Source organism: Pseudomonas sp. rhizo25 (assembly GCF_031931935.1).
Classification (GTDB): domain Bacteria; phylum Pseudomonadota; class Gammaproteobacteria; order Pseudomonadales; family Pseudomonadaceae; genus Aquipseudomonas; species Aquipseudomonas synxantha.
The window spans coordinates 112,870-134,889 of record NZ_JAUJXA010000008.1; the positions used below are offsets into that span (position 1 = coordinate 112,870).

23 protein-coding genes are annotated in these 22,020 nt (G+C 59.4%); 12 read left to right on the plus strand and 11 right to left on the minus strand.

Going from position 1 to position 22,020, the window contains the following annotated elements; genetic code table 11:
* Positions 1-6 precede the first annotated feature (6 nt).
* The 7 genes from QZR30_RS18385 to QZR30_RS18415 all read left to right on the plus strand — a co-directional run bounded on the left by QZR30_RS18385 (position 7) and on the right by QZR30_RS18415 (position 7,351).
* Positions 7-267, plus strand: coding sequence for a YeaC family protein (locus tag QZR30_RS18385; RefSeq protein WP_043051201.1), 261 nt, complete (start codon positions 7-9; stop codon positions 265-267).
* Positions 264-1,094 carry a DUF2797 domain-containing protein gene (locus QZR30_RS18390; RefSeq protein WP_046072346.1) on the plus strand — a complete coding sequence of 277 codons (831 nt, stop codon included), beginning with the start codon at positions 264-266 and terminating at the stop codon, positions 1,092-1,094. Before QZR30_RS18385 ends, QZR30_RS18390 begins: the two co-directional genes overlap by 4 nt.
* Before the next feature lie 13 nt (positions 1,095-1,107).
* Positions 1,108-3,765, plus strand: a complete 2,658-nt coding sequence (gene pepN, locus QZR30_RS18395; RefSeq protein WP_059397578.1) for an aminopeptidase N — start codon at positions 1,108-1,110, stop codon at positions 3,763-3,765.
* A 701-nt stretch (positions 3,766-4,466) separates the two neighbouring features.
* Positions 4,467-5,183: a helix-turn-helix transcriptional regulator gene (locus QZR30_RS18400; RefSeq protein WP_311903849.1), complete on the plus strand. Its 717-nt coding sequence runs from the start codon at positions 4,467-4,469 to the stop codon at positions 5,181-5,183.
* Between the two features lie 53 nt (positions 5,184-5,236).
* Positions 5,237-5,572, plus strand: coding sequence for a nuclear transport factor 2 family protein (locus QZR30_RS18405; RefSeq protein WP_043051616.1), 336 nt, complete (start codon positions 5,237-5,239; stop codon positions 5,570-5,572).
* 15 nt (positions 5,573-5,587) lie between these two features.
* A complete protein-coding gene (gene zapE, locus QZR30_RS18410) occupies positions 5,588-6,694 on the plus strand; it encodes a cell division protein ZapE (protein ID WP_046072349.1) in 1,107 nt (368 codons plus the stop codon).
* Between the two features lie 165 nt (positions 6,695-6,859).
* A complete protein-coding gene (locus QZR30_RS18415) occupies positions 6,860-7,351 on the plus strand; it encodes a GNAT family N-acetyltransferase (RefSeq protein ID WP_046072350.1) in 492 nt (163 codons plus the stop codon).
* A 102-nt stretch (positions 7,352-7,453) separates the two neighbouring features.
* On the opposite strand, the gene QZR30_RS18420 is transcribed toward QZR30_RS18415, so the two are convergent.
* The 3 genes from QZR30_RS18420 to QZR30_RS18430 form a co-directional block, all read right to left on the minus strand.
* On the minus strand, positions 7,454-7,666 hold the full coding sequence (locus QZR30_RS18420; RefSeq protein WP_046072351.1) for a hypothetical protein: 213 nt from the start codon (positions 7,664-7,666) through the stop codon (positions 7,454-7,456).
* Positions 7,667-7,894: 228 nt separating this feature from the next.
* Positions 7,895-9,637 (minus strand): phosphoethanolamine transferase CptA, encoded by a 1,743-nt coding sequence (locus tag QZR30_RS18425; protein ID WP_046072352.1) that lies wholly within the window; start codon positions 9,635-9,637, stop codon positions 7,895-7,897.
* 154 nt (positions 9,638-9,791) lie between these two features.
* A complete protein-coding gene (locus QZR30_RS18430; protein WP_156382907.1) occupies positions 9,792-9,968 on the minus strand; it encodes a DUF6026 family protein in 177 nt (58 codons plus the stop codon).
* Positions 9,969-10,227: 259 nt separating this feature from the next.
* On the opposite strand from QZR30_RS18430, the gene gnd reads away from it, so the two are divergent.
* From gnd to QZR30_RS18445, 3 genes are read left to right on the plus strand one after another with little or no spacing between them, the layout of a single operon-like run.
* Positions 10,228-11,211 carry a phosphogluconate dehydrogenase (NAD(+)-dependent, decarboxylating) gene (gene gnd, locus QZR30_RS18435; protein WP_046072353.1) on the plus strand — a complete coding sequence of 328 codons (984 nt, stop codon included), beginning with the start codon at positions 10,228-10,230 and terminating at the stop codon, positions 11,209-11,211.
* Positions 11,208-12,731: a glucose-6-phosphate dehydrogenase gene (zwf, locus tag QZR30_RS18440; RefSeq protein WP_056845815.1), complete on the plus strand. Its 1,524-nt coding sequence runs from the start codon at positions 11,208-11,210 to the stop codon at positions 12,729-12,731. The genes gnd and zwf overlap by 4 nt, the downstream gene beginning before the upstream one ends.
* Positions 12,728-13,552 (plus strand): Cof-type HAD-IIB family hydrolase, encoded by an 825-nt coding sequence (locus QZR30_RS18445; protein ID WP_056845816.1) that lies wholly within the window; start codon positions 12,728-12,730, stop codon positions 13,550-13,552. The genes zwf and QZR30_RS18445 overlap by 4 nt, the downstream gene beginning before the upstream one ends.
* A 65-nt stretch (positions 13,553-13,617) precedes the next feature.
* Here QZR30_RS18445 and QZR30_RS18450 read toward each other — a convergent pair whose 3' ends face one another.
* Positions 13,618-13,878 carry a hypothetical protein gene (locus QZR30_RS18450; protein ID WP_043051608.1) on the minus strand — a complete coding sequence of 87 codons (261 nt, stop codon included), beginning with the start codon at positions 13,876-13,878 and terminating at the stop codon, positions 13,618-13,620.
* 334 nt (positions 13,879-14,212) lie between these two features.
* Between QZR30_RS18450 and QZR30_RS18455 the strand changes: the two genes are divergently transcribed.
* Positions 14,213-15,535, plus strand: a complete 1,323-nt coding sequence (locus QZR30_RS18455; protein ID WP_046072356.1) for a sigma-54 dependent transcriptional regulator — start codon at positions 14,213-14,215, stop codon at positions 15,533-15,535.
* Positions 15,536-15,589: 54 nt separating this feature from the next.
* On the opposite strand, the gene QZR30_RS18460 is transcribed toward QZR30_RS18455, so the two are convergent.
* The 7 genes from QZR30_RS18460 to QZR30_RS18490 all read right to left on the minus strand — a co-directional run bounded on the left by QZR30_RS18460 (position 15,590) and on the right by QZR30_RS18490 (position 21,582).
* Positions 15,590-16,888, minus strand: a complete 1,299-nt coding sequence (locus tag QZR30_RS18460; protein WP_056845818.1) for an autotransporter outer membrane beta-barrel domain-containing protein — start codon at positions 16,886-16,888, stop codon at positions 15,590-15,592.
* Positions 16,889-16,938: 50 nt separating this feature from the next.
* Positions 16,939-17,682, minus strand: a complete 744-nt coding sequence (locus tag QZR30_RS18465; protein ID WP_311903858.1) for a hypothetical protein — start codon at positions 17,680-17,682, stop codon at positions 16,939-16,941.
* 37 nt (positions 17,683-17,719) lie between these two features.
* Positions 17,720-18,400, minus strand: coding sequence for a C39 family peptidase (locus QZR30_RS18470; RefSeq protein ID WP_056845819.1), 681 nt, complete (start codon positions 18,398-18,400; stop codon positions 17,720-17,722).
* Between the two features lie 61 nt (positions 18,401-18,461).
* Positions 18,462-19,199 carry a hypothetical protein gene (locus tag QZR30_RS18475; RefSeq protein ID WP_046072360.1) on the minus strand — a complete coding sequence of 246 codons (738 nt, stop codon included), beginning with the start codon at positions 19,197-19,199 and terminating at the stop codon, positions 18,462-18,464.
* A 69-nt stretch (positions 19,200-19,268) separates the two neighbouring features.
* Positions 19,269-19,820, minus strand: a complete 552-nt coding sequence (locus tag QZR30_RS18480; protein ID WP_056845820.1) for a hypothetical protein — start codon at positions 19,818-19,820, stop codon at positions 19,269-19,271.
* The gene (locus QZR30_RS18485; RefSeq protein WP_419178865.1) at positions 19,820-20,248 is read right to left on the minus strand and encodes a hypothetical protein; all 429 of its coding nucleotides are present in this window, start codon (positions 20,246-20,248) and stop codon (positions 19,820-19,822) included. The genes QZR30_RS18480 and QZR30_RS18485 overlap by 1 nt, the downstream gene beginning before the upstream one ends.
* 338 nt (positions 20,249-20,586) lie before the next feature.
* Positions 20,587-21,582 carry a FecR family protein gene (locus QZR30_RS18490; RefSeq protein ID WP_056845822.1) on the minus strand — a complete coding sequence of 332 codons (996 nt, stop codon included), beginning with the start codon at positions 21,580-21,582 and terminating at the stop codon, positions 20,587-20,589.
* Positions 21,583-21,734: 152 nt separating this feature from the next.
* On the opposite strand from QZR30_RS18490, the gene QZR30_RS18495 reads away from it, so the two are divergent.
* Complete coding sequence (locus QZR30_RS18495; RefSeq protein ID WP_059397573.1) at positions 21,735-22,004, plus strand: PepSY domain-containing protein; 270 nt, start codon at positions 21,735-21,737, stop codon at positions 22,002-22,004.
* Positions 22,005-22,020 lie beyond the last annotated feature (16 nt).

Here is a 22,020-nt window from a genome sequence, read left to right on the forward strand (position 1 = left end):
AGCCTTATGTCCTCTTTTGCTGCAATGATCGAAAACATCACCCCGGACATCTACGAGAGCCTCAAGCTCGCCGTGGAAATCGGCAAATGGTCTGACGGCCGCAAGCTCACCGCCGAGCAGCGCGAGTTGTCTTTGCAGGCAGTGATCGCCTGGGAAATCCAGAACCTGCCCGAAGAGCAGCGCACCGGCTACATGGGCCCGCAGGAATGCGCCTCCAAGTCGGCGCCGGTGCCGAACATCCTGTTCAAGTCGGATGCGATCCATTGATTGAAATTGGTCGCGGTGCAGTCAGCAAAATGTCGGCGCAACTCGGTGAGCCGACTGTTCAATACGCTTTTCGCCTGGGCGATGTCGAGGTGCCGGTCAACCCTCTGATCGGCACCCATGTGCGCCTCGAATACCTGGGTGCCATTCATTGCAGCCATTGCGGGCGCAAGACCAAGACCAGCTTCAGCCAGGGCTATTGCTACCCGTGCATGACCAAGCTGGCCCAGTGCGACCTGTGCATCATGAGCCCCGAGCGCTGCCATTACGACGCCGGCACCTGCCGTGATCCCGGCTGGGGCGAAACGTTCTGCATGACCGACCACGTGGTGTACCTGGCCAATTCGTCGGGGATCAAGGTCGGCATCACCCGCGCCACCCAATTGCCCACCCGCTGGCTCGATCAGGGCGCCAGCCAGGCGCTGCCGATCATGCGTGTCGCCACGCGCCAGCAGTCTGGCTTCGTCGAAGACCTGTTCCGCAGCCAGGTGGCCGACAAGACCAACTGGCGCGCCTTGCTCAAGGGCGACGCGGTAGCAGTGGACCTCAAGCAGGTGCGCGATGAGCTGTTTGCTTCCTGTGCCGAAGGCTTGCTGGGTTTGCAGGAACGCTTTGGCTTGCAAGCCATCCAAACCATTGCCGACATCGAGCCGATTGAAATCCGCTACCCGGTCGAGCAGTATCCGACCAAGATCGTCAGCTTCAACCTGGACAAGAACCCGATTGCCGAAGGCACGCTGCTGGGGATCAAGGGCCAATACCTGATCTTCGATACCGGCGTTATCAATATTCGTAAATACACGGCCTACCAGCTCGCCGTGCATCAGTAGAAGGATCCCAAGCATGCGCACCGAACAACCGAAGATGATCTACCTTAAGGACTATCAGGCGCCGGACTACCTGATTGACGAGACGCACCTGACCTTCGAGTTGTTCGAGGACCACAGCCTGGTCCACGCGCAATTGGTGATGCGCCGCAACCCCGAGCGCGGTGCCGGCCTGCCGCCGCTGGTGCTCGATGGCCAGCAACTGGAGCTATTGAGCGTGAACCTGGCTGACCAGGAACTGACGGACGCTGACTACCAGCTGACCGACAGCCACCTGACCGTGCAGCCCAAGAGTGCAACCTTCACCCTCGACACCACCGTCAAGATCCACCCGGAAACCAACACTGCCCTCGAAGGGCTGTACAAATCCGGCAGCATGTTCTGCACCCAGTGCGAAGCCGAAGGCTTTCGCAAGATCACTTACTACCTCGACCGTCCGGACGTGATGAGCGTCTTCACTACCACAGTGATCGCCGAGCAGCACAGCTACCCGGTGTTGCTGTCCAATGGCAACCCAATTGCCAGCGGCCCCGGCGAAGACGGCCGGCATTGGGCGACCTGGGAAGACCCGTTCAAGAAGCCGGCCTACCTGTTCGCGCTGGTGGCCGGTGATTTGTGGTGCGTGGAAGACAGCTTCACCACCATGACCAACCGTGAAGTGGCACTGCGCATCTACGTCGAACCGGAAAACATCGACAAGTGCCAGCACGCCATGACCAGCCTGAAAAAATCCATGCGCTGGGACGAAGAAACCTACGGCCGCGAGTACGATCTCGACATCTTCATGATCGTGGCGGTCAACGACTTCAACATGGGCGCCATGGAGAACAAGGGCCTCAATATCTTCAATTCCAGCGCCGTGCTGGCTCGCGCCGAAACCGCCACCGACGCCGCCCACCAACGGGTCGAGGCCATCGTCGCCCACGAGTACTTCCATAACTGGTCGGGCAACCGCGTGACCTGCCGAGACTGGTTCCAGCTGTCGCTCAAGGAAGGCTTCACCGTGTTCCGTGACTCGGGCTTCTCTGCCGACATGAACTCGGCCACGGTCAAGCGCATTCAGGATGTGGCCTACCTGCGTACCCACCAGTTCGCCGAAGACGCCGGGCCCATGGCCCACGCGGTGCGCCCGGAAAGCTTTATTGAGATCTCCAACTTCTACACCCTGACCGTGTACGAAAAGGGCTCGGAAGTAGTCGGCATGCTCCATACCTTGCTCGGCGCCGACGGTTTCCGCAAAGGCAGTGACCTTTACTTCGAGCGCCATGACGGCCAGGCCGTGACCTGCGATGACTTCATCAAGGCCATGGAAGACGCCAATGGTGCCGACCTCAGCCAGTTCAAACGCTGGTACAGCCAGGCCGGTACGCCACGTCTGGCGGTCAGCGAGTCGTATGACGCTGCGGCCAGGACCTACAGCCTGACCTTCCGCCAGAGCTGCCCGGCCACCCCGGATAAGGTCGAGAAACTGCCGTTCGTGATTCCGGTGGCACTCGGCTTGCTGGACGGGCAGGGCGCGGGTATTGCCTTGCGCCTGGCCGGTGAGGCGACGGCTGGCGGCACTTCCCGGGTGATCTCGGTGACTGAAGCCGAGCAGACCTTCACCTTCGTCGACATAGCCGAAAAACCCTTGCCTTCGCTGCTGCGTGGCTTCTCGGCGCCGGTGAAACTGAGCTTCCCTTACGACCGTGACCAGCTGATGTTCCTGATGCAGCACGACAGTGACGGCTTCAACCGTTGGGATGCCGGTCAGCAACTGTCGGTGCAGGTGCTGCAGGAACTGATCGGCCAACATCAGGCGGGTCAGCCGCTGAAGCTGGATCAGCGCCTTATCGACGCGCTGCGCACTGTCTTGAGCGATGAAAGCCTGGACCAGGCCATGGTCGCGGAAATGCTCTCGCTGCCGAGCGAAGCCTACCTGGCAGAAATCAGCGATGTGGCGGATGTGGATGCCATTCACGCCGCCCGTGAGTATGCCCGCAAGCAATTGGCCGACAACCTGTTCGAAGGATTGTGGCTGCGTTACCAGGCCAACCGCGACCTGTCCAAGCAGACGCCGTACGTGGCGGAGGCCGAGCACTTTGCCCGTCGCGCCCTGCAAAACATCGCGTTGTCGTACCTGATGCTCAGCGGCAAGCCGCAAGTACTCGCGGCCACCCTGGATCAGTTCGATACTGCCGACAACATGACCGAGCGCCTGACCGCCCTGGCGGTACTGGTGAACTCGCCGTTCGAGGCGGAAAAAGCCCAGGCGTTGGCGGTGTTTGCCGAGAACTTCAAGGACAACCCGTTGGTGATGGACCAGTGGTTCAGCGTCCAGGCCGGCAGCACCTTGCCGGGCGGGCTGGCACGGGTCAAGGCACTGATGGAGCACCCGGCATTCACCATCAAGAACCCGAACAAGGTGCGTGCGCTGATCGGTGCATTTGCCGGGCAGAACCTGGTCAACTTCCATGCCGCGGACGGCTCGGGTTATCGCTTCCTGGCGGACCTGGTGATACAGCTCAATACCCTGAACCCTCAGATCGCCTCGCGCCAACTGGCGCCGCTGACGCGCTGGCGCAAATACGACAGCGCGCGGCAGGCGCTGATGAAAGCGGAACTGGAGCGCATTCTTGCCTCCGGCGAGCTGTCCAGTGATGTGTTCGAGGTGGTCAGCAAGAGCCTGGCGTAATTTGGGGGCAGGGTGGCTGCCGGCGGTTATTGAGCGGGTGATCTTCAATCCAAGGGGGCTTGGTTCCGCTGGGGCCTTACAGCCGACCGTTATCTAACCAGCGCCCTGATCCAATGTGGGAGGGGGCTTGCCCCCGATGGCGGCCTGACAGCCGACCAGAATGTTGGATCAGACCAAGTACATATCCATTGTTTAGGTAACGGCCACTATTGGTTCCGCTCTTACAGCGGGTCACTTTTGGAAGAGCGCCAAAAGTAACCAAAAACGCTTCGCCCCACCACTCGGCACCTCGCTCAGGCTCGGTGTGCCCGTAATCCGACATGGATTTGGGGGGCCGCCGCCACGCGCCATCCATGGCGCGGGGCGGCTAAACCGGCATCCCTGCCGGTTTACCCCCCAAATCCCTGTCGAATTCCGGCCAGCGTGGTTTAACGGGGCGCCTGAGATCAAAAGCAGATCAAGATCAAGATCAAGAGCGGCTCGCTGCGCATCGTGGTTACCGTCGGCTGCTACGAAGTTGTGTAGATATCTATGCTCATCGGGGGCAAGCCCTTTCCCACATTCATGGCATTTCTGACGGAGTTAGAGGTCTTGAAAGCGGCCGGCTCGAAGGTCGCTATCGAGCCCGTAGTACTGACATTTGCTGACAGGAACCTCTGCTAAGCTGCCGCACCTCTATCCCTGATTCTGGTGGCATCAACGTGTCGCGCACCACTCGCCTATTAACGTTGCTTCAGGCCCTGCGGGGCAGAAAACGCCCGGTCACCGCCGCCGTTCTCGCGGCGCAACTGGAAGTATCGGAACGCACGCTGTACCGCGATATCGCTGAATTGACCGCCTTGGGCGCGCCGATTTTTGGCGAGGCCGGGGTCGGCTACGTATTGCGCAGCGGCCTGTTTCTGCCGCCCCTGATGGTCAACGCCGAAGAGACCGAGGCGGTCGTGCTGGGCTTGCGTTATGTAGACCAGCGCGGCGATGACGTATTGAGCCGTGCCGCCGCCAACGCCCTGGCGAAGATCGCCGATGTACTGGACCCTGCGGCTCAAGAGGCGTTGCGTAACCCGACGCTGCTCCCTGGACCTCCCGGCTTCGGCTACCCGGAAAACCGCGTCCCGCTTAACGTGTTTCGCGATGCTATTCGCCATCAGGCCAAGCTGCATATCAGCTACGCCGACGCCAGCCAAATCCAGAGCCAACGCCTTATCTGGCCGCTGGCTCTGGGCTTTCTCAATGAGGCGCGGGTGATCGTGGCGTGGTGCGAGTTGCGCAGTGCCTATCGCACCTTTCGCACCGACCGCGTGGCCAGCGCCGATGCCCAGGGTGAGCGTTACCCCGGGAGGCGCAGCGACCTGTTGCGAGGCTGGCGCAAGCTGATGGAGCAGCAAGAGTCCGCGCCGTTTACTCCTGACAAAAACTGACACACCCGTGGCTTAGCATGGCGTCACAAATCATCCAGGCAAGGAGTTGTGCCATGTCTTTTCCCGAGTTGGCCCCGGCCATCGTGGCTTATATTGCAGCAACCAATACCGGCGACATCACCGCGATCCCCCAGTGTTTCGCTGACGATGCCAATGTATTCGATGAAGGCGAACATCAGGTGGGTACGGCCGCCATTGCACGCTGGATGGAAGATACCGGCCGCCGCTACCAGCCACGGGTCGAGGTGCTCAGCGTGCAGCAACGCACCGGCAAAGTGCTGGTCAGCAATATCGTCTCCGGTAATTTCCCCGGCAGTCCGCTTGAGCTGCGCTACACCTTTCGGCTGAACGAACAGGGCAAGATTTCACGGCTGGATATCTGCGCGTAAGTCATACTGGCACACATGACTTTCGACTCGCCGCTCGCCGCTTACCAACATGCCATCGCCCAGCAAGGTTTCGTCCCTGACGATGCCCAGCAGCAGGCGGTGCACGCCCTGCAAGCCTGTCACGAGGTCTTGCACCAAGGCCGTTCGCCGATTGCCGGGGTTTACCTATGGGGGCCGGTAGGCCGCGGCAAGACCTGGCTGATGGACCATTTCTACCAAAGCCTGCGTATTCCCGCACGACGCCAGCATTTTCATCACTTCATGGGGTGGGTGCACCAACGTTTGTTCCAGCTCACGGGAACCCAGGATCCGTTGCGGGCGTTGGCCCGGGAGTTGAGTCGGGAGGTGCGGGTGCTGTGCTTCGATGAGCTGTTTGTGAATGACATTGGTGACGCGATCATCCTCGGTCGCCTGTTCCAGGTGATGTTCGAGCAGGGCGTGGTGATGGTGTGCACCTCTAACCAGCCGCCCGATCAGCTATACGCCGATGGCTTCAATCGCGAGCGTTTCCTGCCGGGCATCGCTGCAGTCCAGCAGCACATGCAGGTGGTGGCAGTGGACGGAGGCGAGGACCATCGCTTGCATCCCGGTGCAGGCATGCAGCGATACTGGGTGAACCAACCGGCTGCACTGGCTGCGGTGTTCAACCAATTAAGCCTGGGGCAGCGTGTGATCAGCGGGGCAGTGAGTGTAGGTCACCGTTCTATCGTGGCGGTACAGGCCAGTGACAGGGTGCTCTGGTGTCGTTATGCCGAGCTGTGCGAGCAACCCCTGGCCGCCATGGACTTTATGCTGCTGTGTGATCGCTACCAGGCCATCCTGTTGGGTGACGTCCCCAACCTCAGCGCACGGAGGCGTGCCGGGCGGATTGCCCGTGGCACCGAGGACGGCGTCGAACGTGTAGTGGCGGGGGATCGCGAATTGCCGCAGCTGTCGGTACACGATGACAGCGTGAGACGCTTTATCGCGTTGGTGGACGAATGCTACGACCGCAAGGTGCCGCTCTTTATCGACGCCGCGGTGCCATTGGAGGGCCTTTACACCGAAGGCTACCTGGAGTTTCCTTTCCGTCGCACCCTGAGCCGTTTGCAGGCGATGCAGTTGCAACGCTTCGCCGTCTAGGAAAAATCGCCGTTTCAGGGATGTTTGCAGGTTTTGACGCGTTCAAGCTTCGCGATTTCTGTCGGGCATTTGTAGTTAATCTCCTTCATCTGTTGCCGACTCCGCGCTTACAATCGCAGCTCTCAAAGGGAAACGAATCCCTGGTTGTCGTTATCGAGGAAGGAAATGGACACCCCAGACATCCTGGTGCTGCAAGCCAGCTACACCAACGCCGTGCATGCCGATGCCATTGGCCTGTTGCTCAATCATTATGCTGAAGATTCGATGGGCGGCGGCCACACCTTGCCGGCCGATCTCTTGCAGCAGCTGCCTGCCGAGTTGGCCAAGCGCCCACACGCGTTCAGCGTCCTGGCGTTTATCGGTGGCGAACCGGCGGGGTTGGTCAACTGTTTTGAAGGTTTCTCAACCTTTGCCTGCCGCCCGCTGGTCAACGTCCACGACGTGGTGGTGATGGATAGGTTTCGTGGCTTGGGGTTGAGTCAGAAAATGCTGCAGAAGGTCGAGGAAATCGCTCGGCAGCGCGGCTGCTGCAAGATCACCCTGGAAGTGCTCGAAGGCAATGAACTGGCCCAGTCGGCCTACCGAAAGTTCGGTTTCGATGATTCAGTATTTGATCCGAGTCATGGACGTATGTTGTTCTGGAGCAAGTCGCTTTAATAAATACCAAGCGAAAAAAAGGGCGCCGTTAAGTGGCGCCCAATATACCTTCGCCAACGGAGCGGAATGGCGCAGGGTGTTGCAGATTAAATCAACATTAAATCAACTGTTCGGTTGTTCCTCATTGACGGTGTCGACCTTCAAGGTCTTACCGTCTGCGGAGGCCATTCGCTGTTCAGCTGCGCCATGGGTTTGTTGCTGAATGAAGCTGAAGTTCTGGTAGAACTCCTTAGAACGCTCTGAACCGCCCTCTGCAAAGGCGGCGGCGGAGGTCAGTGTCATCAGGCTGGCAAACATCAAGGTCGAGAGTTTCATCGCAGTATTCCCATTAAGAGTGATAGGTGTCTGGCCGTTCCTTGATCAGAAGCATGGGGCGACTATGGACGTATCGTATTAAGTGGGAGTTAACGCAAAGTGCCTGCGAAGTTAACAGTTTGTTAACTTCGCAGGCACGGGGCAGGGCAGGGGTTCAAAGACGCAAGGGGATGAAGAACTTCAGGCCTGGACGAGAATGATTGTATCGTTCTGTCGCCGAGCCCAGGTTTACTTCAGCACCACTTCACTGCTATCGGCCTTCTTTGGCTTGATCAGGCTGAAGTCGATCAGCGCCTTCTGCTTGGTTTCGTAAGGGTTGCCGATCAGCAAGGGACGTGGCTTGAAGCTGTCGCTGACCAGGCTCTTGCTGTGGTCCAGCTCGTCAAAACTCAAGCCGGCCATGTCGGCCCAGGTGTGAATCAGCTGCGAGCTGCTGTACGGCCGCTGCAGGTCGCCGGCGAAGCTCCAGTCGTGGCTTTCGCGCCACTTCGGTGAGGCGTAGGCCATGAACGGGATGGTGTACATCGGCGCGGTCGGCTTGCCTTCGTTGCGGCCCAGGGTGTCGTGGCCGACGGAGTCGAACACGTCTTCGCCGTGGTCCGAGAGGTACAGCAGGAAGCCGTTGGGGTCGGTCTTGGCGTAGTCCTTGATCAGGCTGGAGACCACGAAGTCGTTGTACAGCACGGCGTTGTCATAGCTGTTGTACGTCGGCAACTGCGCATCGCTGACACCCGCGGGCACGCCCTGGCGGTCGGTGAACTTGTCGAAGCTCGGTGGGTAGCGGTACTGATAGCTCATGTGAGTGCCCAGCAGGTGTACCACGATGAACTTGCGCTCAGCGGTATCGGCCAGGGCCTTGGAGAAAGGCGCCAGCACATCGCCGTCGTACTGACGGGCGTTCTGGTTGCGGTTGTTATTCAAGTACACCTGCTCGTCAGCCTGTTCGGAAAAGGTCGTGAGCATGGTGTTGCGCTTGGTCATGGTCTGCTGGTTGGTAATCCAGAAGGTCTTGTAGCCGGCCTGCTTCATTACGCTGACAATCGACGGCGTCTTGAGGTACAGGTCCGGGTTTTCTTCGTCGGCAAAGGTCAGCACCTGTTGCAGTGCCTCAATAGTGTAGGGGCGCGGGGTGATGACGTTATCGAACACGGCCAGTTGGTCGCGCAGCTTGTCCAGCTCCGGCGTGGTATTGCGCGGGTAACCGTAGAGGCTCATACGCTGGCGGTTGGTGGACTCGCCGATCACCAGCACCAGAGTGGACGGCTGGCCGGCCATGCTGTCCTTGAGGTTCTTCAATGGCGGGATCTGGCTGGCACTGGTCAGCATGCCTTGCATATTGTCCAGCTGTTCGGTGTAGCGACGGTAGGCGACGATCATCTGCCAAGGCACAGCCGGTTCGATACGGGTCTCGAAACGGTCGATGGCCAATTCCATGGTTTCGCTGGTAGCGATCTGCTTGACCAGCGGGTAGCCCACAACGGCCAGGACGATGGCCACCGCTGCCACGATCGACTGGCCGCGCGGCAGGTACACAGGGCGCAGGCGTGTCCAGAGGAAGACGGCAAAGGCGGTGTGGGCAATAAATGCCAGCACGATCCACCAGGCAAAATATTGGGTCGCGTATTCGCCGGCTTCAGAGATGTTCGATTCGAACATGATGAAGATGACGCTCTGGGAAAATTCCTGCTGGTAAATGAAGAAATAACCCAGGCTCGCCATTGAGCAGGCCCACAGCACCACGCCGATTAGCGCGGCAAGCAGGCGCGTACGACGCGGGAACAACAACATCGGCGCCAGCCATAGCGCACTCATGAAGAAGGCTTGGCGAAAACCACTGAAGCCGGAGGTGCCGGTCAGTTGGATTAGCAGTTGAGTAATACCCGAGAAATACCAGAAAAACAGAAATAACCAGCCAAGGCCGGCCCAATCAAAGCCTTTCGCAGTCGTCGTGCTGCGTTTGAACATCGCCATCCAGCGCCCCATCAGAGAATGATTGTCGCGCACAGGCGCGCGACATCGGGCCGCTCAGGAAGTGAGCGGCATCGCGGGCGGGAGTATCGGGACAGGCGTGTGAAAACTTTGTGAGTTTTCTGTAAGTATTGCCTTACAAACTAACCAGAGGCGATCAGCAGAGCGCAGGCTTGGCGTCAGACGGCAATTCGAGCTGGCTTTGAAGGTACGAGCGCAGGCGCAGGACTTCCTGCTGCAACTGATCGCGCTCATCTTTCAACTGACGCAATTCATCGCGACGGATGCTGACGTAGAGGGTCTGTGGCGGGCGGGTCATCTGTGCTGTGCTCATTGCTTACCTCGCAAATAGCCGGTAGATCGCGGTGCCGGAACAGGTTTCCAGCAACAGTCGGGAGCAAGTTTGAATTCTTTTGCGAGACAAGGGAACTTTTTTATTTTTCGCGGTCGTGTGACTTTTCCGAGGGTGATGGTGAAACGATGGCAGTTTTTTTGTCATGAAACTACACGGATCCGCTCTGGACTAACCCTCATTAGCCTCATTGCGCTATAAACTATGTCACACATTTTTTAGCAGTTAGGAGCATCAGCACATGCAACTGGGGATTATCGGACTAGGCCGCATGGGCGGTAACATTGCGCGGCGCCTGATGCTCAATGGGCATACCACCGTTGTATACGACCGTAACGAAGCCTTTGTCAAAGGCCTGAGCGAGGAGGGCGCTACCGGCGTCGCCGACTTGAAAGCCCTGGTGGCCGGCCTGCAAAAGCCCCGTGCCGTGTGGGTAATGTTGCCGGCGGGCGCGCCCACTGAAGACACCATCAACGCGCTGAGCGAGTTGCTTGAAAACGGTGATGTGATCATCGACGGCGGCAACACCAACTACAAGGACGACGTGCGTCGCGGCAAGGCCCTGGCGGAAAAGGGCCTGCACTATGTCGATGTCGGCACTTCGGGCGGCGTCTGGGGCCTAGAGCGCGGCTACTGCATGATGATCGGTGGCGACGTCGAGACCGTGCAGCGCCTTGACCCGATCTTCAAGAGCCTGGCGCCGGGCATGGGCAACATCCCGCGCACCAAGGACCGTTCGCCGTCTGCCGACCCGCGTGCCGAGCACGGTTATATCCATGCCGGCCCAGCGGGCTCCGGTCACTTCGTCAAGATGATCCATAACGGCATCGAGTACGGAATGATGCAGGCGTTTGCCGAAGGTTTTGACATCCTCAAGACCAAGAACTCGGAAAACCTGCCGGAAGACCAGCGTTTCGACCTCAACGTTGCCGATATCGCCGAAGTCTGGCGCCGTGGCAGCGTGGTGTCGTCCTGGCTGCTGGACCTGACCGCCGACGCCCTGGCCACCGATCCGAAGCTCGATGGCTACTCAGGTTCCGTGGCCGATAGCGGTGAAGGTCGCTGGACCATCGAAGCGGCCATGGAACAAGCGGTGCCGGTACCGGTGCTGTCGACGTCGTTGTTTGCGCGTTTCCGTTCCCGCCAGCAGAGCACCTACGGTGACAAAATGCTGTCTGCCATGCGCTTCGGCTTTGGTGGCCATGTGGAGACTTCAAAAAAATGACCGCCAACGGCAAGAAACCCAAGGCCGAACCCGCACCCCCCACCACCCTGTTTCTGTTTGGCGCCCATGGCGACCTGGTCAAGCGCCTGCTCATGCCGGCGCTGTATAACCTGAGCCGTGACGGGCTGCTGGGCGATGGCCTGCGCATTGTCGGCGTTGATCACAACGCCATCAGCGATGCCGACTTCGCCAAGAAGCTTGAGGACTTCATTCGCACCGAGGCCGCCAGCAAGGTGCGCGGCAATGCCGAAAATGCCCTCGACCCGGCAATGTGGGCAAAATTGGCCAAGGGCATCAGCTACGTCGAGGGCGACTTTCTCGACGACAGCACCTACGCTGATATCGCGCAGAAGATCGCCGACAGCGGCACCGCCAACGCGGTGTTCTACCTGGCTACCGCTCCGCGCTTCTTCAGTGAAGTGGTGCAGCGCCTGGGCAGCGCCGGCTTGCTGAACGAAACGGATGAGGGCTTTCGCCGCGTGGTCATCGAAAAGCCGTTCGGCTCCGACCTGGCCACTGCCGAGGCGCTGAATGCGTGCCTGCTCAAAGTGATGAGCGAGAAGCAGATCTACCGCATCGACCATTACCTGGGCAAGGAAACGGTGCAGAACATCTTGATCAGCCGTTTCTCCAACGTGCTGTTCGAAGCGTTCTGGAACAACCACTACATCGACCACGTGCAAATCACCGCCGCGGAAACGGTCGGTGTGGAAACCCGGGGCAATTTCTTCGAGAAAACCGGCACCCTGCGCGACATGGTGCCCAATCACCTGTTCCAGTTGCTGGCGATGGTCGCCATGGAGCCGCCTGCCGCCTTTGGCGCCGATGCGGTGCGTGGCGAGAAGGCCAAGGTGGTCGGTGCGATCCGCCCCTGGTCTTTGGAGGATGCCCGAGCCAACTCGGTTCGCGGCCAGTACACCGCCGGCGAAATCGCCGGCAAGGCGCTGCCAGGCTATCGCGAGGAAGCCAACGTTGCACCCGACAGCAGCACCGAGACCTTCGTCGCCCTCAAGGTAATGATCGACAACTGGCGCTGGGTTGGCGTGCCGTTCTACCTGCGTACCGGCAAGCGCATGAGCATTCGCGATACCGAGATCGTGATCTGCTTCAAGCACGCGCCCTATGCGCAGTTCCGCGACACCGAAGTCGATGAGCTCAAGCCCACCTACCTGAAGATCCAGATCCAGCCAAACGAAGGCATGTGGTTCGACCTACTGGCCAAGAAACCTGGGCCGACCCTGGAGATGGCTAATATCGAGCTGGGTTTTGACTACAAGGATTTCTTCGAGATGCAGCCGTCGACGGGGTACGAAACCCTGATCTACGACTGCATGACCGGCGACCAGACCTTGTTCCAGCGTGCCGACAATATCGAGAACGGTTGGCGTGCCGTGCAGCCGTTCCTCGATGCGTGGAAGGAAGATGACGGCATCCAGACGTACAAGGCCGGTGAAGATGGCCCCGCGGCGGCAGACGCGCTGCTGGCCCGTGATGGCCGCACCTGGCATAGCCTCGGATGAGTGACGCGACGATTCATCCCATCCGATTTGTTCTCAGCGATGTGGACGGGACCTTATTGCATCCCGACCACAGCCTCAGCCAGCGTACCGCCGACGCGATTCGTGCGATGCGTGAAGCCGGAGTGCTATTCAGCCTGGCCAGCGGGCGTCCGCCCAAGGCCATGCTGCATCTGATCGAGACGTTTGGCATCGATGTGCCGGTGGCCGGTTTCAATGGCGGTACGCTGGTCAACCCGGATGGCAGCATCCTGGTTGCGCACCATCTGCCGGCAGAGGCGGCGCTGGTCACCCTGGCGCTGTTTTCAGCCGAGCCGGACGTGGAGGTCTGGGTGTTTGCCGACGGCGACTGGCTGCGCCGTGACCCGCCTGGGCCGATGGTGCAGCGCGAAGCCGATGGCTTAGGGTACGGGCCAGTGGTGGTGGAGAGTTTCGAGCCCTACCTGGATCGTGTCGACAAGATCGTCGCCGCCAGTAACAACACGCAGTTGCTGGTGGAGCTGGAGGCGCAATTGCAGCCGAAGGTGCAAGGGTTGGCTCAGGTGTCACGTTCGCAACCGGTGTACCTGGACGTGACGGCGATGCTGGCCAACAAGGGCGAAGCATTGAAAACCCTGGCCGAGCATCTTGGGGTGCCGCTTGAACAGACCGCAGCCATCGGCGACGGCGGTAATGACCCGGCCATGTTTAAAGTGGCCGGTTTATCCATCGCCATGGGCCAGGCCGAAGAAACCGTCAAGCGCCAGGCCAATGTGGTCACCGGTAGTAATATCGAAGACGGCGCTGCCGAGGCATTCGAACGGTTTATTCTCGCGGCACGTTAAACCTGAAGTCTCGCTGCACAACTTCCAGCCTGTATTTCCCAAGGGCTGGAAGTTGTTGTAGTGAATTACTTCGGCATTGCCCAGTGTTGCAACTGGTAGCCATCTTTATCGAGCTCGGCGCGAGCCTGCAACAACAGGTTTTCCAATTGCGCTGGATCGGTATAAGTCTTCGATGACAGCTGTTTGCTGCCGATACGGGTATTGGTACGGTCGATGACGCTCAGGCTGAGGGCGCCATTGCCATCGTGCCAGGCCACGCACTGGAAGGGTTGGAAGGCACGGTCTGCAATCAAAAGAGCTTCGTTGATGCGCAGCGGAGCGTTCATTTGGGTCTTCTCTCTGTATGCCCATTCAAGTGAGTACCGGCGGTTGGGCTGACCGTGCGGTGGGTTACTTGTACTGATGCACGATGATGGGGTGCGGGTCACATGCTAGAGCAAGAAATTTTAACTTTCCCTGATTAACATCATCTAAATGCCTGTTTTGAAAGCTGAATGAAAGTTTCCGCCGCCGGCAACTTGCGAGCGCCACATGGTTTTTTGTCCGCACTTATAGCGAAATGGTACAAGGCAGGCGTCAATATCTTGCTAGGGTTACCGCCAGGCGCCACAAACCATTGTTTCTAAATAACTTTAATAATTCTGGCGCCAAGGAATCGACATGCTTGTGACACCCGTCCAACGTCGCTTGCTGGTGGTCGACCCCTGTGATGATTGCCACGACCTATTACCCGGACTGCGCACGGCCGGTTGGGAAGTGGACAGTTGTGCCTTGCAGGCGGTAGGTGAGCGCTCCTGCGATGTGGGGCTGCTGCGCTTGCAGCCCAGCCATCTGGAGCGCCCCGAAGCGGTCAAGGAATTGATTGGCCGCAGCGGCACCGAGTGGATTGCTGTGCTCAGCCAGGATGTACTACGCCTGCAGAACGTCGGTGATTTTGTCTGCGAATGGTTCTTTGACTTCCACACCTTGCCGTTCGATGTGTCCCGGGTCCAGGTGACAATCGGCCGTGCGTTCGGCATGGCGCGCCTGCGTGGCAAGGGTTACGCGCCTGTAGATGAGCCCCACGAGCTGTTGGGCGACAGCCGCCCCATTCGTGAACTGCGCAAATTGTTGGCCAAGTTGGCCCCCACTGAATCCCCTGTGTTGATCCGCGGCGACAGCGGCACCGGTAAAGAGCTGGTGGCCAAGACCTTGCACCGGCAATCCCAACGGCACGCTAAACCGTTCGTGGCGATCAATTGCGGTGCTATCCCTGAACACCTGATCCAATCCGAACTGTTCGGCCACGAAAAAGGCGCGTTCACCGGCGCTCATCAGCGCAAGGTGGGGCGCATTGAGGCTGCCAACGGTGGCACGCTGTTCCTGGATGAAATCGGTGACCTACCGCTGGAGCTGCAAGCCAACCTTTTGCGTTTCCTGCAGGAAAAACACATCGAGCGCGTCGGCGGCAGTCAGCCGATCCCGGTGGATGTGCGGGTGCTTGCCGCGACCCATGTCGACCTCGAAGCTGCGGTGGAGAAGGGCACCTTTCGCGAAGACTTGTATTACCGCCTGAATGTCCTGCAAGTGGTCACCGCGCCTTTGCGCGAGCGCCATGGCGACGTGGCGATGCTGGCCAACCACTTTTCGCGTTTCTATAGCCGGGAAACCGGCCGGCGCCCGCGCAGTTTCAGCGAGGACGCGCTGGTGGCGATGGGGCAACACCCTTGGCCGGGCAATGTGCGGGAACTGGCCAACCGCGTGCGTCGCGGCCTGGTGTTGGCCGAAGGGCGCCAGATCGAAGCCGTTGATCTGGGGTTGCAAGGCCAGCCGGCCCTTTCGGCGCCGATGGCGACATTGGAAGATTACAAGCACCGCGCCGAACGCCAGGCGCTGTGCGATGTGCTCAACCGGCACAGCGACAACTTCAGTGTCGCCGCGCGTGTGCTGGGGATTTCCCGGCCGACGTTCTACCGGTTGCTGCATAAACACCAGATTCGCTGATGGCGGTGTGTCAGCTATAGATAAGCTGGCTGACACACTGCTATCGGGGTGTAGTCAGAAGTAATACGGGAATTTCAGGCTGAAGGTAAAGTCCGGCGCATCATCGGTCATGCCGATCGCCAGGTTCGGCACGATGGTCAGGTTATCCGAGGCGGCAATGGTCATGCCCACGTTGAAGTAACCGGCATTGGCATCGCTGGACACCACCGATTGCCAGTCGCCACCGTCCGGCTTGAGCTTGCTCTTGCGCTGCACCAGGTCGGAGACCGAGAACGACATGCTCATTTTTTCGTTGAGCGCGAAGGCTACGCCGACGCCGAACTGGAAGCTGTCGCCCAGGCGGACTTTACCGCCGACCTTCTGGTTGACGTCGCTGCTGATATCGTCAAACGAATCTTCAAAGTTGTGGGTATACGACAGCGAACCAAACAACACTGCCGGGTCGAAGGTCTTGACCAGGGAAATACCCGGGGTGACCGACCAGACCCCGTTGCCCGTCGGCAGGCTTTCCGGCAGGTAGAGGTTGTCGTTGTTGGGCTGCCGGACCAGCTTGATGCCGAAAGGCTCTTTACCCGTGGGCGCCTTGACCCGTACAGACACCACCGCATCCGGCAGGGTCGGGGTTTCGTCGAGAAACTTGTAGGCCACGCCAAAGTTGACGTCGCCAATGGTCGGGTCGCGGGTCACCGAGCCTTCAGAGGTGGCGGTGGCATCGTTGCCGGCGCCGGCCGACTGGTAGGTCGAGTCGCGGTACACCACCGGTACGTTCAGGTCGAACTGCCAACGGTTGTCGACGTTGTAGCGCCCGGTGAGGTCCAGGGTCCAGCTGTCGGACTTGATCCGGTCCAGGTTGATGTTGCCGAGGAAGATCGAGTCCAGCGCGAGGAAGCCATTGAGGGTTAATTGGCGTGCGTCATAACGGGCATAGGTGATGCCGGTTTCAACGCTGAACTTGCCGTTGCCGAAGAAGCCACTGGCCTCGTTGTAGAGGTTGCTCACACTTTGCGCCGGGGCCGAATCGTCCTTGAGGGATTGGCCGTAGGAACTGCCTGCACCACCCGAGGCGGCTGCGGCTCCAGTACCCGTGGTCGCGACAGCGTTACCGCCATTCTTGAAGTCGGCAGGTGACTTGGCCAGGCGCCTGGGGGCGGGCGTCGCCGGTTGATCCTCTACCTGACGTACACGTTGCTCCAGCACAGCCAAGGCTTTTTGCTGCACGTCATAACGTTGCTTGAGTTCCAGGAGTTCCCTCTTCAGGGCTTCGATATCGGCGTCTGGCGCGGCATACAACAGGGATGCGGGCAAGAGCGTACTTAAACAAACCACCGCACGTAGCGATAACGATCGATGCATGAAATAAGCCGTCCTTTACTAATGCGTAAGTGTCGAAGGGTCAGCGTAGTTCAATAACCGAGCGTACGTAGGCCTTTGAGCTGATCCAAATTGCAATTCAACGCGGCGTTATTCAAGCCGTTATTGTTCATCACCACGTTGATCTGAGTGATATTTCTGACAAGGTTGGTATTGCCGGTCAGCACCGTACCCTGCAGCACGTTGCCGCCACCGATCTGCTGCAGGCTGCTGCCTTGGTTGTGGTTGGCCTGGATCGCCATCTGCACGCCGCCATTGTTGGCCGATACGCTGACGCGGCCCGCTGCGCTGTCACCGCTCACGGTACCGCCGGCCACCAGTACCTGCCCGGATTGGACGTTATTGGCGGGGGTAACGCCGTTTTCAACATTGATGCCGACGTTGTTGTAGGCCGTGTTGCCATCGCCGGCCGTGCGCACACTTTGGGTCACGCCCTGGCCGCTGCCCAGGCCCGCCCCCCCGACCACGTTACCGGTGCCGGTGGTTGGAGGCATGCCGGTACCGGTCGAACCGGTGGTTTGCACATAGAACTGGGGGGTGATAGTGGTCTTGTCGATCTGCATGTTGGCCGTGCCGGTGATGCTGTCACCGACGGCATTGGTCCAGTTGCTGCTCATGACGATGCCGAAGCTGATGATGCGCCCCGGCATTACGTAGCGGCCACGCAGTTCGGCCATTTCTGCGTCCTTGAGTTCGATAGGCTTAAACCCCGATGACGCATAAGCGGGCATTGAGGCTGCCACGCACAACAGCGTCAGCCAACGGCAAGTGTTCATCTGCGGCTCCTGGGGCGTCCTGCCCCTTATTGCGCTTCTAGAAGAAGTCGCTCTGGATAAAACCGAAATCCATCAGCTCTGCATCGCCCACCGGCTTGAACTCATTCATCTGGCTCTTGGCAGTCAGCGGCATGGGCGGGTCGAGCAGGACGTTGGCCTTGTCGTAACCTTCACCCAGCACGGCGAAGACAATGCCATTCCAGCCTTTGACGAAATCGTCACGGGAATAGCGCTTGTGGCCCAGCACCGGGTCGCCGATATATACCCAGTCCTTGTCGGCCCGTTGCATCACCACGAAGTGCTTGTAGCCACGGATTTCCAGCAGCACCACCACAGGGATTTTCACGGTCAGCAAGGTATCCGGCGCGATCTTGTAGCCGCGGGCACGCATGCCGATGCTTTCGAGGTAGCGCTTCATGTCAAGCATGGAAAAGCCCTGGGTTCGCACCAGGTCCTGGTCGGCGGTCACCAGCATGCCTTTGATGATGTGGTCTTCGTCGACGTCCAGCCAATAGGCCTGGCGCAGGATGGTGGCGAGTGCCGCGGCACCGCAGCTGAAATCGGTTTTCTGTTCCACCAGGTTGGCGAAGCGGCGCTCACGGATGCTCTCGACCTTCTTGTAGATCACCGCGCCGCCGGGCATGGCGGAGATCGCCATGGTGCCTGCCCAGGTCGTGCCGGTGAGCAACATCAGGAGGGTGAGAATCGCGAGGCGCATGATCGGTTCACCTGCTGGACACTGGAATAAGATAGGGCCTTGTTGCCAAGGCCCCGTTGGATCAGAAGCGCACGCTGCTGCTGCAGACGCTGCAACCTTGGCCGATCGCCAGGCTGTTGCTGCCTTGGTTGCCCGCACCGGATTGCAGGTTGACGCCTACGTTGCCGGAGTTGCGGTTAACCGAGTTGTCGAGGCTTGCGTTGTTGGACACGTATTGCGGCTTGCCACCATAACCATGGCTGCTGGCGGCCGCATTGAGGTAGCTGTTGTTGAGCGAGTTTTGCTCGGTGTTGGAGGCCGCTGCGATGTTCTTGCCATCGGCAGTAGTGATTGCCAGGTTGTTTTTACCTTGGTTGCCTTGCCCGGCCTGACCGTTGTAACCCACGTTGCCGGAGTTACCAGTGATGGAACCGTCAAGAGAGGCGTTGTTTTGCGTGCCTTTGTTGACGAAGTTATTGCCTGAACTGCCTTGATCTACATCGATTACCGCAAACACAGTGGCAAAGTCACCTTTTGCACTGGAGATGGCACCGGCATTGTCGGCCTGGTTACCGGACCCCGATTGCGCGTTGACGCCGACGTTACCGCTGTTGCTGTTGACCGAGTTATCGGCCGAGGCGTTGTTTTCGGTGTTGGTGTCGTCGAATTTGTTGTGTTCGCTTTTTTGCACATCAGTGACGACAGCGGCAACAGTGCCGGTGGGTTGAGGGGTTGGATGCCAGCCACCCGCTTGAGCAGCAGCAGCCATGAGCGCGGCGAGAGCGAAAACCAATGGTTTGAGCGCCATTTGAGGTTTCATGGTGTTTCTCCTTGCTTCTAATTAGTTGGGTTAAGTGTTGGTACGGTCTAACTAACGTCTACCAAGCGGTTACTTGATAGTGATACCCAGGGTGTTAGCCACTCGGTTCCCCACCCCGGCACTCTGGTTCACCTGAATCACACCTCGGCTGCCGGTGAAGGCCTGGTCGCTGGTAACGACCTGGCGGCTGCCAGTGGTGGGGGTGAGCCCTGAGTCAGTTGCCAGCGTCGTCGTGTTCTGTTGCAACAGGACGCTGTCATCGATGCTTTGCGGGCCAGGGTTGAGGCTGATCCGCAGCGCATTGATCGATTGGTTATTGGCCCCGGCCGACTGGTTGACGCCCAGTACACCTTTGCCATTGGTAAAAGAGGTGCCCTGGATCGTCGCCTTGGCGTTCAGGGCCGGGTCGACCTTGCCGTTGAGGTTCTGGATGTCGACGGTGGTGGCTTGGCCACCGAACGCCATGGCGCGGCTGTTGGAGCTTTGCTGCTGAGTGCCGGCCGCCTGGTTGATCGACATCAAACCTTCGAAATGCTGGCCGCTGTTGTTGATCACGGCGGTGTTGTCGGCCATGGCCAAGGCGCTGCCCAGCAGGGCGAACATCAACAGGGCACGATTCATCACTTGCCCCCCAGCATGTTGCCGAGGTTGTTCAAGGGCGCCATGCCGCGCTGGATCGAGTCGCTGATCTGCCCGCCCATGCTGTTGCCCGCACCATGGCCGGCGGCTGCGCCAGTGCCCAGTGTCGACATGCCGTGCTGTGTGGTGCCAAGGCCAGACAAACTGGCATTGGGCTGGATGGAGCGGGCGAGGCTTGCGCCGCTGCTGATGCCGCCAATATCCGCGTCGCTGAGTTCGCCGGACAGGGCGTTGATGATCTCTTTGCTGGGGTTGGCGTTGGCGGTAGTGGGGTAGGGGTCGGGGCCGAAGGCCGGGCGGCCGACCATATGCCCCTGCACATTACGACCCGTGACGATAACGCCGTCACCGGCAAAGCTCGGAATACTGATACCGGCGCTGAGTACACAGCCGACCAGCAGTGCGGTCATCGAACCTTGAGCAAGTGTGTTCACGGCGGCAGTCCTTATGCTTCACGCTGACCCTAAACAGCGTTGTCAGGGAAAGAGCAGAAGCCGTGCCGCTTTTGATTTTTTGTTGATTTACAGTGGGTTATGTTTAAAGCCGGGCAAAGTGATGGCAACGCTGTTTCAACGTTGAAACAGTCCCCCGGCGCTTGAGACAGGCCCATCCTCACCTCGCACTGTCTCAGCGATGTAACACCGCCCATGACAAATGGATGAATCCGCACAATGCGGGCGATTCAGGGGCGGAAGGTGTTTCAAAACTGAGACTGCGGGCGTGAGCGAACCCACTCCCGCATGGGGGCTCAACCCTTGGGGGTTTTACCTGGGATGGAATTGAGTACGGGGTTGCCGTCCTGGTTCTGGGTCAGATAGACCGGCAGTACCTTGGGCAGGGAGGGAACGAGGTTGCTGACTTCATTGATATTGTAGATGCCGCCGATGCGGATCTTGCCGGTACCGGCGTCTGCGAGCATGACCGGCGTTTTCAGGTAACGGTTGATCAGCGGCAGCGCATCCGTCAGGGGCAGGTTGTCGAGCACCAGCTTGCCGTGGCGCCATGCCAGCGCGCTGTCATCGGGGCTGATGGCGGCGACTTGCGGGGTGTCGTCACCTTGGCGAAAGCTGGCCTGCATGCCTGGGCTCAGCGGTACACTGGCGTGCTCCGCGTCGCTGGAAACCTGCACCGAGCCTTCCAGCAATATCACCCGCACCTGTTCGTCGTATTCCCAGACGTTGAACTGGGTACCGGTTACCCGCACCTGGCCTTCGCCGGCCCGAACGATAAACGGGTGTTCGCGGTCGTGGGTCACCTTGAAGAACGCTTCGCCCTTTTTCAAGGTGACCCGGCGCTGGTCCTTGTAGTGGCTGTAGACCAGCTCGGTGCCCAGGTTCAACTCCACTTGGCTGCCATCGCCCAGAGTGATTTTTTCCAGGCCATTGGTTGCCTCGAAATGTTCATAAGAACTGGGCAACCAACCGGCTTCCCAGCCGGTAAAGGCCGCAAGCGGCAATGCGCCAAGGCAGACCGCTGCGGCCACTGCGTAGTTGCGTAACCGGCTGCGTGGCTTGACGGGGGCCACCGTTGGGGCAGGTGGGGGGCGGGGCAGGTGATCGGCCACCTCCCAGATCTCCAGCATGGCCGCATATTCGAAGGCGTGCAGCGGATGAGCATCGTGCCATTGCGTAAAAGCCTGACGTTCGCTCGCCGTGCAATCGGCGGCATGCAGGCGCATGCACCAATGCGCGGCGGCGTCGGTGATCGCATCGTATTCGGCGTCTGAAAGGGGCTTTTCGCTCATTGACTCATCCTGGTTTGCCGCATTCTAACCCCCCGAGGCAGGCGGCGAGAACCGCCATCATGGCGATTGCACATCAATTGGAACTTATTCTTATTTGGTAATACCTAAAATATCAGGACAAGTGTCCGGCATTCCCACAATGGAGTACGAATATGTTGAAGAAAACCTTAGTCGCCCTGTGTGCAACCACTGCGCTGCTCAGCGCTGGCGCCGCCCTGGCCGATAAGCCGGGCGCCGGCTGGATCCCTATTGAGAAGGCCATTGAAGTGGCGAAGACCAAGGCTGGGTATGTCGAGGTCTATTCGGCTGAAGCCGACAACGACGGTTACTGGGAAGTCAAAGGTCGCAAGTCCGACGGCACTGTCTATGAAGCCCGTATCGACGGCGCCTCCGGCAATGTCCTGCGCGACCAGAAAGACTGATTTGCCCGCTGGGGGC